Below are 13,272 nucleotides of genomic sequence, written 5' to 3' on the forward strand. Positions count from 1 at the left end.
TTTTGTGTGGATATGGAGTTTTATAGTTGGTTGTTGTATTGGGAGTTTTTTGAATGTAGTCGCTTTAAGATTACAGAAGGAAGAAAATTTTATTCGAGGGCATTCTCATTGTGTTGAGTGCCTGCATGAATTAAGTTGGAAAGATTTGATCCCAGTTCTTTCATGGATGTGGTTAAGAGGAAAATGTCGTTATTGTGGAAGAAATATTTCACCTCGTTATTGGATGGTAGAAGTTGTATCAGGATTGATGTTCATACTTATGACAGGAATCTGGAATGGAAGAGAATGGATGGGATTACTAGATTTGTGGTTGTTGGCAAGTTTAGCCGTGTTTTGTAGTTTAACGGATTTGCAAGAGCAAGTGATTTATCCGAAAGGTTTGGTGATAATCGGATTGCTTCATATTGTAATTGGAATCGGTTGTTTACGGGGTAACATTTATCTAGAGTCTGTGTTAGTTGCGGGAGCATTTTATGGAGGGATTTATACTGTCGGTTATTTACTATGGAAGGAAGAAGTATTTGGACTGGGAGATTGTTATTATTTAGCGACAGTTGCTTTGTGGTATCCGATAAAAGAAATTATACTCATTGGTTTACTTTCATTTGTAGTAGGTGGAGGAATATTGGGGTTATTGTTGATTGTTAAAAAAGAGCGAATAGAAAGAGTTGCATTTGTTCCTTTTATTGTGATAGCCCAACTATTAGTGATGAGTTTAGGTGTGGAATGGTTTGGGTGGTAAAGATGAAGGGGAAAGTATAAGATTAGATTGAAAAAAATATTTTTATGATTTATTATTGAAGAATAAAATCTAGGAGTGAGCACATGAAGAAAATACAAAATCAAATTCCTTACTTATTATTTATGGTTTTAGCTTTTTATGGATTCCCCCTTATCGATAGAGAAAGTGGAATGTTAACATTATTAATACTGTTTCCTCTTGTGTGTCTTTTGAGTGCTATTGTATACGGTATAAAATATTCGTTTTCTTTAGTGTATTCCATTTTAGTAATGGCACTCTTTATTCCGATAATTTATATTTATTACAATGAAACGGCTACTTTTTATATTGTAGTATATGGAGTGATTTCTCTTGTTGGCAATTTATTAGGAAGTTTCATTCAAAAAATCTATATTCGAAAATAAATTTAGATGTGTAAAGACGATAGAAGAATAGGCTATCGTCTTTTTTGTGCTTTATTTATAGGGAATATATGGAAATAAACGGCTTGAAAGTAGTTGGTAGAAGAAAAATTGTAGAAAAACTATAGGTATAATTAACAAAAAGGTTAAAAACATTAAAATGTAATTAAATAAAATGAGTTTTTTCAGATATAAAAAACATAAGAATTAACGAAGAAAGACATTTCATAAAAAGAAATCATTTTCCTATGAAAGATAATGATTTTATGAATACTTTCAAAAAGTTTTAACGCCTAAATGATAGTAAAAATGGCAAAAATGAAATGAAAGAAAACAAAAAAATAAAGTGAAATAACTCGTTTTGATTCAAATGTAAAAATAAATTCAAAAAAGATTATTTTAACTAAAAACTAACTTGAAAACGAATTCATTTAGCGGTAAGATAGGTGTATAAGGAAATGGCATGAAAATAAGTCTGATCAACTTATGGTTCTATTTCCTAAGCTATGAATTCATAACTGTTCAAATTTTTAATTAGGATGGTGGCTATTATGTCAAACCCAATTCACGTATTTTCTGAAATTGGACGCTTAAAGAAAGTTTGTTTGCATCGCCCAGGTAAAGAGTTAGAAAATTTGATGCCAGACTATCTAGAACGTTTATTATTCGATGATATTCCATATTTAGAAGATGCTCAAAAAGAACATGATGCATTTGCTGAAACTCTTCGTAACGCTGGAGTAGAAGTTTTATACTTAGAACAATTAGCAGCTGAAGCAATTGATGCTGCAGGCGTTCGTGAAGAATTTGTAGATGAATGGTTATCAGAAGCTGGTGTAGCAAGTGTTGCTTCTCAAAAAGCAATTAAAGATTACTTACTATCATTACCAACATTTGACTTGGTATTGAAAACAATGGAAGGGTTCCGTAAAACTGAAGTTCAAGCAGAAGCTACAACTTTAGCAGGTATGTACGAAACAGATTATCCATTTGTAGTTGATCCAATGCCAAACTTATACTTCACTCGTGATCCATTTGCTACAATGGCAAACGGTGTTTCATTAAACCACATGTATGCAGATACACGTAACCGTGAAACAATTTATGGTAAATATATTTTCACTTATCACCCAGTATACGGAAATGGAAAAGTTCCATTCTTCTATGATCGTACTGAAGATACTCGTATCGAAGGTGGAGATGAGTTAGTTCTTTCTAAAGAAGTATTAGCTGTAGGTATTTCTCAACGTACAGATGCTCGTTCAATTGAAAAAATTGCTCAAAAATTATTTGCTGAAACTGATTTCAAACAAGTATTAGCATTCGTAATTGGTGAAAACCGTAAATTCATGCACTTAGATACTGTATTTACACATATCGATTATGATAAATTCACTATCCATCCAGAAATTCAAGGCGGATTAAAAGTATTCTCTATTACAAAAGGAGAAAATGGTGCGCTAAACATTGAATTAACTGAAGATAAATTAGAAAATGTATTAGCTAAAGCATTAGGTTTACCTTCTGTAACATTAATCCCTTGCGGTGGAGGCGACCCAGTAGAAGCTGCTCGTGAACAATGGAATGATGGCTCTAATACATTAACAATTGCACCAGGAGAAGTAGTTGTATACGACCGTAACGTTGTTACAAACGAAATCCTAGAAAAATATGGTATTAAATTACACAAAATTCGCGGTAGTGAATTAGTTCGTGGTCGTGGTGGCCCACGTTGTATGTCAATGCCATTCGAACGTGAAGATTTATAATTTAAAAAAGAATCTTTTATGATATAATTAATTTAGAATTACAATTTTGAAAGGAGTCATTCCAAATATGACACAAGTGTTCCAAGGCCGTAGCTTTTTAAAAGAAAAAGATTTTTCTCGTGCAGAAATCGAATATTTAATCGACTTCTCAGCGCACGTTAAAGATTTGAAAAAACGTGGTGTTCCACATAAATTCCTAGAAGGTAAAAACATTGCCTTATTATTCGAAAAAACATCTACTCGTACTCGTGCAGCTTTCACAACTGCAGCAATTGACTTAGGTGCTCACCCAGAATATTTAGGTAAAAACGATATCCAATTAGGTAAGAAAGAATCAGTGGAAGATACTGCTAAAGTTTTAGGCCGTATGTTTGATGGAATCGAATTCCGTGGATTCAGCCAACAAGTCTGTGAAGATTTAGCAAAATACGCTGGCGTTCCTGTATGGAATGGTTTAACAGATGCATGGCATCCAACACAAATGATTGCTGACTACTTAACTGTTAAAGAAAACTTCGGTAAATTAGAAGGATTAACATTAGTTTACTGTGGTGACGGACGTAACAACGTTGCAAACAGCTTATTAGTAACAGGTGCAATCTTAGGTGTGAACGTTCATATCTTCTCACCAAAAGAATTATTCCCAGAAGAAGAAGTAGTTGCTTTAGCTGAAGGATATGCTAAAGAAAGCGGCGCTCGTGTATTAATTACTGACGATGCTGAAAAAGCTGTTAAAGGTGCAGATGTATTATACACAGACGTATGGGTATCAATGGGTGAAGAAGACAAATTCACTGAACGTGTAAACTTATTACAACCTTACCAAATTAACATGGACTTAGTTCGTAAAGCTGAAAACGAAGATTTAATCGTATTACACTGCTTACCAGCATTCCATGATACTGAAACAGAATACGGTAAAAAAATCGCTGAAGAATTTGGTATTAAAGAAATGGAAGTTACTGATGAAGTATTCCGTAGCAAATATGCTCGTCAATTCGATCAAGCAGAAAACCGTATGCACTCAATTAAAGCAATTATGGCTTTAACTGCAGGTAACTTATTTGTAAACAAAGTTTAATAACAAAACTAACTGAGAAAGCCGTTCTGGTTCTGATGTTGAATCAGAATCAGAATGGTCTTTTTTATAAATAGATGGAGGATATTATTATGTCAGAACAAGTAGCTGAAAAAAAAGGTTTTAAAATGCCTTCTTCATATACTGTTTTATTTATTATCATTGCAATTATGGCTTTATTTACTTGGATTATTCCAGCTGGACAATATGATAAAACAGAAGATGGCAACTTAATCGCTGGTACATACCAACAAGTTGATTCAAACCCTCAAGGTTTTTATGATGTTGTTATGTCTCCAGTATATGGTATGTTAGGACGTGATCATAAATTAAACGAAGGTGAACCTAATGAAATCACATTAAAAACAGATGGTGCGATTCAAGTTTCATTCTTTATTTTAATGGTTGGTGGATTCTTAGGAGTTGTTACTGAAACAGGAGCTTTAGATGTAGGGATTGCTTCAATCGTTCGTAAATATAAAGGTCGCGAAAAAGCTTTAATTCCAGTTTTAATGTTCTTATTTGCATTAGGTGGAACAACTTATGGTATGGGTGAAGAAACAATGGCGTTCTACCCATTAATCGTTCCTGTAATGTTAGCAGTAGGTTTTGATACAATTACCGGGGTAGCAATTGTATTAATTGGTTCTCAAATCGGATGTTTAGCTTCAACTGTTAACCCATTTGCAACAGGGGTTGCTTCAGATGCAGCTGGTATTAGTGTTGCAGAAGGTATTGGATTACGTTTAATCTTCTTCATTGTAATGTGGGCAATTTCTGCATTCTATGTATATAACTATGCAAGTAAAGTAGAAAAAGATCATTCTAAATCTTATACATTTGCTACACGTGAAGCTGATTTATCATACTTCAATGTTGAACAAACAGATGCTGAATTAAGTGGTAAACAAAAAGCTGTATTAACAGTATTCGTATTTACATTCATTATCATGATTTTAAGTTTAATTCCATGGGCTAAATTTAATATTCATGTATTTGAAAAAATTAATGAAGTTATCGTTGGTATTCCATTTATTGGTCAAGTATTCGGTCAATCATTACCTTTAGGTGAATGGTACTTCCCTGAAATTACAATGTTATTCTTAATGATGGCTGTTTTAGTAGGTATTACTTACAGAATGAAAGAAGAAAAATTCGTTCAAGTATTCATGGCAGGTGCTGCAGATTTATTAGGTGTTGCTTTAATCTGTGCATTAGCTCGTGGTATCCAAGTAATTATGAACGATGGTATGATTACAGCTACAATCTTGAACTTCGGTGAAAATGCATTATCAGGTTTATCAGCTCAAGTGTTTATCGTATTAACATACATCTTCTACTTACCATTATCATTCTTAATTCCTTCTTCTTCAGGTTTAGCAGGTGCTACAATTGGTATCTTAGCTCCTTTAGGAGAATTCGTAAATGTATCTCAATCATTAGTAATTACTGCTTTCCAATCAGCAAATGGGGTACTAAACTTACTATCACCAACTTCTGGTATCGTAATGGGTGCATTAGCATTAGGACGTATCGAAATTACAACTTGGTGGAAATTTGTTGCTAAATTAGTAGGTATTGTAATGGGCGTTTCAATCCTATTATTAATCTTAGGAACATTCATTAATATTTAATTAGTAAAATAACATTAAAAGAACTCCCCTCGATTTAAGGGGGGATTTCTTATTTCTTGAGGAGGATACGATGAGCACATTTATTACAGAAAAACATAAAGAAGAATGTATTGAATCGATTAAACGATTGGTTCGTATTCCTTCTGTCCTAAATGAAGGTGAAGGAGACACTCCTTTTGGAAAAGATATTCAATTTGCATTAGAAGATGCATTGGCATTATGTCGTGAACTAGGCTTTAGCACTTACATTGATCCGAAAGGATATTATGGTTATGCTGAAGTGGGAAGTGGTGAAGAATCATTAGCCATTCTATGTCATTTGGATGTTGTTCCAGCAGGAGATTTGAATAATTGGGATACTCCTCCATTTGAAGCTGTTTTAAAAGATGGTTTCTTATATGGAAGAGGGACTCAAGATGATAAAGGTCCTTCAATGGCAGCCTTATATGCGGTAAAAGCATTGATGGATGCAGGAGTAGAATTTGATAAACGAATTCGATTCATTTTTGGGACTGATGAAGAAACATTATGGCGTTGTTTAGCTCGTTATGGCGAGTTAGAAGAAGTAGCGACAATGGGATTTGCACCTGATGCGGAATTCCCATTAACCTATGCTGAAAAAGGTTTATTACAAGTAAAATTACATGGGCCAGGAAGTAGCGCCTTAAACTTTCATTCAGGAGATGCTTTCAATGTAGTACCAGGTAAAGCATCTTATAAAGGAGAGTATTTCTCAAAAGTAGTAGAGAAATTATCTTCATTAAAATTTGAATATGAAACGCAAGGGGATGAAGTGACTGTTCTAGGAGTTTCTAAACACGCAAAAGATGCACCACTTGGTGTGAATGCATTAGTGCACTTAGTAAAAGGACTTCATTCAGCTGTTGATCATTCAGCATTAGCATTTATTTCAGAAGTAGTTGGAGAAGATGCTACAGGAAGTAGTATTTTAGGGAACATTGAAGATGAGCCATCAGGTGGTTTGACATTCAATGTAGCAGGTGTGACCATTACACCAGAAAAATCAGAAATTCGTATTGATATTCGTATTCCAGTATTAGCAGATAAAGATGCAATTGTAAAAACTTTATCTGAAAAAGCGAAAGAATTTGGATTAGAGTATGAAGAATATGATTATTTAGGACCATTGTATGTTCCATTAGATAGTGTTCTAGTAGATACACTAATGGCTGTATACCAAGAAAAAACTGGTGACACAACACATTTACCACAATCTTCAGGAGGAGCAACATTTGCTCGTACGATGAAAAATTGTGTGGCTTATGGAGCAGTATTCCCAGATTCACCAATTACATTCCATATGGAAAATGAAAAAATGTCGCTAAGAGATATATTTGATTCAATGGATATTTATGCCGAAGCAGTATATCGACTAGCAGGTAAAAAATAGTATAAGATTTAGTTTTAATCATAAAGGAGTTTATAAATATGTCACGTAAAATCGTAGTAGCGTTAGGCGGTAACGCAATTTTATCATCAGATGCTTCAGCAAAAGCACAACAAGAAGCATTAATTCAAACAGCAAAATACTTAGTTCAATTCATTGAAAATGGAGACGAATTAGTTGTTACTCACGGTAATGGACCACAAGTTGGTAACTTATTATTACAACAAGCAGCAGCTGATTCAGAAAAAAATCCAGCAATGCCATTAGATACATGTGTTGCGATGACAGAAGGATCAATCGGATTCTGGTTACAAAATGCATTAGTCAATGAATTACAAGCACGTGGCATTAAAAAAGATGTAGCTGCAGTAGTAACACAAGTAATCGTTTCAAAAGACGATCCAGCATTCTCTAATCCAACTAAACCAATTGGACCATTCTTAACTGAAGAAGAAGCTAAAGAACAAGCAGCAGCTACTGGTGCAACATTTAAAGAAGATGCAGGCCGTGGTTACCGTAAAGTAGTTCCTTCACCAAAACCAGTTGGCATTAAAGAAGTAAATACAGTTAAAAACTTAATTGCTACTGGTACTGTTGTAATTACAGCAGGTGGGGGAGGTATCCCAGTTGTTGAAGACCCAGAAACTAAATTCTTAACAGGTGTTGAAGCAGTTATCGATAAAGACTTTGCAAGTCAAACATTATCTGAATTAGTTGGAGCAGACTTATTCATCGTGTTAACAGGTGTTGATAATGTATATGTAAACTTCAATAAACCAGATCAACAAAAATTAGAAACTGTAACAACAAGCGAATTGAAAAAATACATTGGAGAAAATCAATTTGCACCTGGTTCAATGTTACCAAAAGTTGAAGCAGCAATTGCATTCGTTGAAAACTACCCACAAGGTAAAGCTATCATTACTTCATTAGAAAATATCGCTGAAGTATTAAAAGGTGATGGCGGTACACAAGTTGTTGCTGGCTAATTTTATTAGACATTAAGCGATAAAAGGATTGACGGAATGACCGTTAATCCTTTTTTTATGCAATTAATTTCATAAATACAATGATATTTCAGTTGAATTATGGTAATATGAGTAGGAAATTTATTAAAGAGAGAAGGATTAGATGGCTTCATCAATGTATGAGTTAGCATTGCAATTAGAGCAAGAATTAAATAAGATTTCATCCAAAAAAGGGCATGTTGTTTTTAGAACATTAAAAGGTGAAACAAAGTTCGTATTTCAATTTGAAAAGAATCATACTAAAGGTTTAGTAATTCAACTATTAAAAAATGAAGAAGAATTAGCGTTTGTAACAACTGTTGAAAAGAAATGCCGCTTAGAGAGAGCGACTCGTCAATCAGAATTGGATTTACAATGGTTATCAAAAGGCATTCAAATTCGTTTTGATAAGAAATCGATTATTTATGATACTGAGATTCAAAGAATGGAAAGATTAGGAATTGAAGTTGAGAAATTTGAAGTATTACCGAATATTTTAAATTTTACTGAAGAAAATATTGGGAAAAATACAGCTGTAACGAATCAAAATAGAAAATTTGTTGAACAAGTATTCACCCTAGTTTTACAAGAAGGAAATCTTGAAAAATTAGAGTTAGTTTGGAATAAGCAACAAAAAAACTATTATCAAACTTACCCAGTATTTACGTTTAATCAACGAACAAAAGAGATAAATTATGTTCAACAAGAAAAAATGTTAGTATTAAAAGATATTCCAAAATATCAATATTATGTTTCAAATACACCAGCTGAATTACAAATTTCTGAATTTGAGTTTGCTGATTTTATGGAACGCATTGAAGTGACCGTAAATGTTTCGATGCAAGTTAGAATTGGAGTTCAAGAGTTGGTGAGTTCTGAAATATTGAAACAAAATATTCCATTTGTCATTGAAATGGCGGATAAAGATGCTGTTGCTTATACAAAATTAATTGATTCAATTGATCCAAAAATAATTCAAGAAGAATTTTTAGAAATGTTTGCAGAATTTCAATTTAAACCAACAACGATTTTAGTTTCAGGATTATTTGGAGTTTACTTAAGTAATGTCTTAAACCCATTAGCAAAAAGAATGTCTATTAAAATTAAGCAAGTAGATAACTTACCAACGTTTAATCGATTAACGCCAGAAGAGAGAATTGTATCATTTTTAAATTTATATGGTATAAGCGTGTAAGTTTTCACTTGCAAAAAATCTCATTTGGGTGTACGATGAGTGTGTTAAGCAAAAGTGTTTAACAAATAATATGAAGGAGGTAGTTGTAATGAACAACTTAAATGGAAAACATCAACAATTGAACAAAACAACTAAAATCTCCTTACAGAATATGACAATGTATTAATATACTCACTTTAATTATTTTTGGTTTTGCGAAATGAGGCTAACTGTCTGCTGTGGTAGGTGGTTAGCTTTTTTTCATAGATAAAAGTGGAGGGACTAGTTGTGTATATATGTATACGGAACTAGTCTTTTTTTGTCAAATTTCTGTGGGAGTAAGGAGGATATATGAAAGTCATTATGAAACACCTAGGGGTTTATTTTAAAAAGCACTGGGTGAGATATGTCATTATTGTATGTAGTGCGATTTTAAATAGTTATTTATTAGTCGTTCCTGCAAAAATATTAGGGCAAATTGTCAATGCGATTGTAGATCAATCATTGACACAATCACAACTTTTGGGATATATAGGATTCTTTTTCCTATCATTAGTAGGAGTTTATGTGTTGGATTCTGTATTAATGTATTGGATATGGTTTGCGCGTTTTGACTATATTACCAATTTAAGATTAGGAACGATGAAGCAATTATTATGGAAAAAAGCACCATTTTATACAAAATTTAGAGTTGGAGATATTGTAACTCGTTCAAGTGAAGACCTTGAAACGATTGGGAGTTTAGTAGGGTTTGGAGTATATGCGTTTCTAAATGCATTCTTTATTACTTTATCGGTATTGTCGAATATGGTGATGAATGTTTGGTGGGAATTGACGCTGATTTCCGTTTTACCGATGCCGGTATTAGCCTATGCACTCTATCGTCTAACGGATAAAATTGAAATAGTATTTGGGGATGCTCAAAAGGCTATTTCTGATATGAATGCGGAAGTATTAGAAATGATTGATGGAACTTATGTTATTCGAGCTTATGGGCAAGAAGATAGAATGAGTCAAATTTTCCAGCAGAAAACAGAAGATTCTCTTCAAAAAAATATTGCAGTAGCTCAATTGGGAATGTTATTTATTCCATTAGCACAAGTAGTTGTAGGAATTTGTATGTTGATTGGGTTGATTTATGGTGGAGGACTTGTTCAAGAAGGGAAAATTTTATTAGGGAGCTTAGTTTCGTTTCCAATTTATATCGGTTTATTAGTCTTTCCATTGTATTTAATTGGAGACATTGTCGTAATGATTCAACAAGGAAAAGTTTCGTTTGAAAGAATTTTTGAACTATTCGAAACAAGTGATGATTTAGAAGAAGATGGACAGGAAGAATTAGGGCAATTCGAAGAAATTCGTTTTGAAAATTTCTCCTTTACTTATCCTGGTGAAGAAAGTCCAACATTGAAAAATATTTCAGTCAGTATTAAAAAAGGACAAACGATTGGAATTGTTGGAAAAACAGGCTCGGGTAAAACGACCTTCTTAAAACAGTTCTTACATCAATATCCTTACCATCATGAAACAGTTTTACTGAATCAGAAGGAATTGATTCATTGGAAACGTCAATCGGTGGATACTTTAATGGCGTATGTGCCACAAGAACATGTGTTATTTTCAAAAAGCATTTTAGAAAACTTAAAACTTGCTAATAAGGAAATTACAGAACAAGTTGCATGGGATGTGCTAGAACAAGCTGCGATAGCGGAAGATATTCGTCGAATGCCAGAACAATTGGAGACAATGATCGGAGAAAAAGGGATTACTTTAAGTGGTGGGCAAAAACAACGATTATCCATTGCTCGTGCCTTACTGAGAAATTCTGAAATTTTATTACTCGATGATGCTCTATCAGCTGTTGATGCTAAAACAGAAATTCAAATTGTGGATCATTTAAAATCAGAAAGAGATGCTCAAACAAATATTATTACAGCGCATCGATTATCTGCAATTCGACATGCAGACTGTATTTTAGTATTTGAAGAGGGTCAGATTGTGGCAAGGGGAACTCATGAAGATTTGCTCGAACAAAAAGGCTGGTATTATGAACAATACTTGAAACAAGAATTAGAAGAAGGAGAGGTGAGCGAAGAATGCTAAAAACAATTTTTTGGTTATTAAGCTATATTCGTTATGAAAAACGTTCCTTTTTTATTGGATTTATTTTATTATTACTCGCTTCAGCTTCAGGAGTTTATGCTCCAATTGTTGCAAAACAATTTATTGATTTGGTCATTACACCATCAGAAAATTCAGGTGTAATTAATTGGGGGCAGATTACTCAATTTGCCGCAGTATATTTTGGCTTATTGCTCATTTCAGCGTTATCGGCTTATTTTGGACGTTTTATCTTAAGTGTGATGTCGAATCGTTTAACAAAACGTTTAAGAGATGAATTATTTGATAAAATTCAACATTTACCGATTCGTTATTTTGATTCCTTACCAGCAGGGAAAGTTGTATCAAAAATTACGAATGATACGGAAGTTGTTCGTCAAAACTTCTTTGTTGCAGCAACTGCCAATGTGTTAAATAGTATTATCATTATTGTTGGAATTTATGTCGTCATTTTTTCTCTTAATATTCGATTAGGAGCTGCTTTATTATTAGTCATTCCAGCCATTCTTTTATGGCAACTGGTATTTAGTAAAAAGGCTGGAGCTTTTACAGGTCCATTACGTGAGAGCTTTAGTAATATGAATGGAAAATTAAATGAAATCATTCAAGGTATGTCTATTATTCAAGTGTTTCAACAAGAGAAACTAGTGAATGAAGAGTATGAAGCAATCGTTCAAGATTGGAAAAAAATTGGTCTTGAAGAATTAAAGGTAGAATCTTTCTTAGCTTGGAGTGTCGTCGGTTTTCTAAGAAATGTTACATTAATGTTTGCTGTTTTATATTTAAGTGTGAAATATTTAGGAGGAACATTAGGATTAACGGCTGGATTTATTTATGCGATTGTGGACTATATTAATCGTCTATATGATCCAATTGATAATTTAGTACAGATTTTTGCGGGATTGCAACATGCTTTTGCTGCAGGTGGTCGAGTGATTGAATTAATGGAAACACCAATCGAAAAATCGGGAGATGCTGATTTTGTCATGGAAGATGGAAAAGTTGAATTTAAAAATGTATCTTTCTCTTATGATGGAAAAACTCCTGTGTTGAAAAATATTTCTTTTACGATTGAAGCGGGTGAAACAGTTGCTTTTGTAGGGCATACTGGTTCTGGTAAGTCTACGATTATGAATTTGTTATTTAGATTTTATGATCCAACGGATGGAGAAATTTGGATTGATCATCAAAATATTGCGTTATCGAATCAGCGGAAAGTGCGTGAGAAGATGGGTATTGTGCTACAAGATCCGTACTTATTTGCTGGGACTTTAGGAAGTAATATTGGGATGGAGAATCCAGCAATTACCACTGAAGTGATGGAAAATGCGTTGATTCAAGTGGGTGGTCAGCATATTTTAGAGCGTTCTGAAGAAGGATTGGATATCCCGATTCAAGATAAAGGGTCAGAGTATTCGTCTGGGGAACGTCAGTTAATTTCTTTTGCGCGAGCGTTAGCATTTAATCCAACGATTTTAGTGTTGGATGAAGCGACTTCTCATGTGGATACGCAAACGGAAGGGATGATTCAGCAGGCGATGGAAGTTCTGTCGAAAGATCGTACGACAGTTATGATTGCGCATCGTTTGTCTACGATTGTTCATGCGGATAAAATTTTCGTGTTGGATAAGGGTGAGATTATTGAACAAGGGAATCATGCTGAATTAGTCGAACAAGACGGAATGTACGCGCAGATGTACCGCCTACAAGTGGAAAAGAATTAGACTTTGTCTGATGTAGCGTTGGACGCCAGTAGCCCCTACGGGTCTCTTGGCTAAAATTCGAGCCTAAGGTCTCGAATTTTCCAGTACTAGAAGCCAATTGTTGGCTTCTAGTACATTCGCTACTTCGAAAAGTCTATTCTTTTCTTGACGGAAGATTATGTATAAACGTCAATCTAAAAATGTACAAAAGTGGGAATTTAAAAATGTACAATTT

The 13,272-nt window shown here is 33.8% G+C and carries 10 protein-coding genes; all 10 read left to right on the plus strand.

Going from position 1 to position 13,272, the window contains the following annotated elements; genetic code table 11:
• Positions 1-4 precede the first annotated feature (4 nt).
• Entirely contained in the window at positions 5-742 is a 738-nt protein-coding gene (locus RWL86_RS01725; protein WP_314076878.1) for a prepilin peptidase, read from the plus strand.
• Positions 743-825: 83 nt separating this feature from the next.
• The gene (locus RWL86_RS01730; RefSeq protein WP_314076879.1) at positions 826-1,146 is read left to right on the plus strand and encodes a hypothetical protein; all 321 of its coding nucleotides are present in this window, start codon (positions 826-828) and stop codon (positions 1,144-1,146) included.
• Positions 1,147-1,694: 548 nt separating this feature from the next.
• Entirely contained in the window at positions 1,695-2,912 is a 1,218-nt protein-coding gene (gene arcA / locus RWL86_RS01735) for an arginine deiminase (RefSeq protein ID WP_314076880.1), read from the plus strand.
• 67 nt (positions 2,913-2,979) lie between these two features.
• A complete protein-coding gene (gene argF, locus RWL86_RS01740; RefSeq protein ID WP_314076881.1) occupies positions 2,980-3,993 on the plus strand; it encodes an ornithine carbamoyltransferase in 1,014 nt (337 codons plus the stop codon).
• 89 nt (positions 3,994-4,082) lie between these two features.
• Positions 4,083-5,624 (plus strand): YfcC family protein, encoded by a 1,542-nt coding sequence (locus RWL86_RS01745; RefSeq protein WP_314076882.1) that lies wholly within the window; start codon positions 4,083-4,085, stop codon positions 5,622-5,624.
• 70 nt (positions 5,625-5,694) lie between these two features.
• Positions 5,695-7,035 (plus strand): M20 family metallopeptidase, encoded by a 1,341-nt coding sequence (locus RWL86_RS01750; protein WP_314076883.1) that lies wholly within the window; start codon positions 5,695-5,697, stop codon positions 7,033-7,035.
• A gap of 38 nt (positions 7,036-7,073) precedes the next feature.
• Positions 7,074-8,021: a carbamate kinase gene (arcC, locus tag RWL86_RS01755; RefSeq protein ID WP_314076884.1), complete on the plus strand. Its 948-nt coding sequence runs from the start codon at positions 7,074-7,076 to the stop codon at positions 8,019-8,021.
• 142 nt (positions 8,022-8,163) lie between these two features.
• Positions 8,164-9,234 carry a hypothetical protein gene (locus RWL86_RS01760; RefSeq protein WP_314076885.1) on the plus strand — a complete coding sequence of 357 codons (1,071 nt, stop codon included), beginning with the start codon at positions 8,164-8,166 and terminating at the stop codon, positions 9,232-9,234.
• 330 nt (positions 9,235-9,564) lie between these two features.
• Positions 9,565-11,316, plus strand: a complete 1,752-nt coding sequence (locus RWL86_RS01765; protein ID WP_314076886.1) for an ABC transporter ATP-binding protein — start codon at positions 9,565-9,567, stop codon at positions 11,314-11,316.
• Positions 11,310-13,058: an ABC transporter ATP-binding protein gene (locus RWL86_RS01770; RefSeq protein ID WP_314076887.1), complete on the plus strand. Its 1,749-nt coding sequence runs from the start codon at positions 11,310-11,312 to the stop codon at positions 13,056-13,058. The genes RWL86_RS01765 and RWL86_RS01770 overlap by 7 nt, the downstream gene beginning before the upstream one ends.
• Positions 13,059-13,272 lie beyond the last annotated feature (214 nt).

Origin of the sequence: uncultured Granulicatella sp., assembly GCF_963515095.1 — a bacterium.
Lineage (GTDB): Bacteria > Bacillota > Bacilli > Lactobacillales > Aerococcaceae > Granulicatella.

Bases quoted from the DNA above. Each gene is read 5' to 3' on its own strand.
- RWL86_RS01760 (WP_314076885.1), top strand. From the start codon at position 8,164: ATGGCTTCATCAATGTATGAGTTAGCATTGCAATTAGAGCAAGAATTA.
- argF (WP_314076881.1), top strand. From the start codon at position 2,980: ATGACACAAGTGTTCCAAGGCCGTAGCTTTTTAAAAGAAAAAGATTTT.
- RWL86_RS01765 (WP_314076886.1), top strand. From the start codon at position 9,565: ATGAAAGTCATTATGAAACACCTAGGGGTTTATTTTAAAAAGCACTGG.
- RWL86_RS01730 (WP_314076879.1), top strand. From the start codon at position 826: ATGAAGAAAATACAAAATCAAATTCCTTACTTATTATTTATGGTTTTA.
- RWL86_RS01750 (WP_314076883.1), top strand. From the start codon at position 5,695: ATGAGCACATTTATTACAGAAAAACATAAAGAAGAATGTATTGAATCG.
- arcC (WP_314076884.1), top strand. From the start codon at position 7,074: ATGTCACGTAAAATCGTAGTAGCGTTAGGCGGTAACGCAATTTTATCA.
- RWL86_RS01745 (WP_314076882.1), top strand. From the start codon at position 4,083: ATGTCAGAACAAGTAGCTGAAAAAAAAGGTTTTAAAATGCCTTCTTCA.
- RWL86_RS01770 (WP_314076887.1), top strand. From the start codon at position 11,310: ATGCTAAAAACAATTTTTTGGTTATTAAGCTATATTCGTTATGAAAAA.
- arcA (WP_314076880.1), top strand. From the start codon at position 1,695: ATGTCAAACCCAATTCACGTATTTTCTGAAATTGGACGCTTAAAGAAA.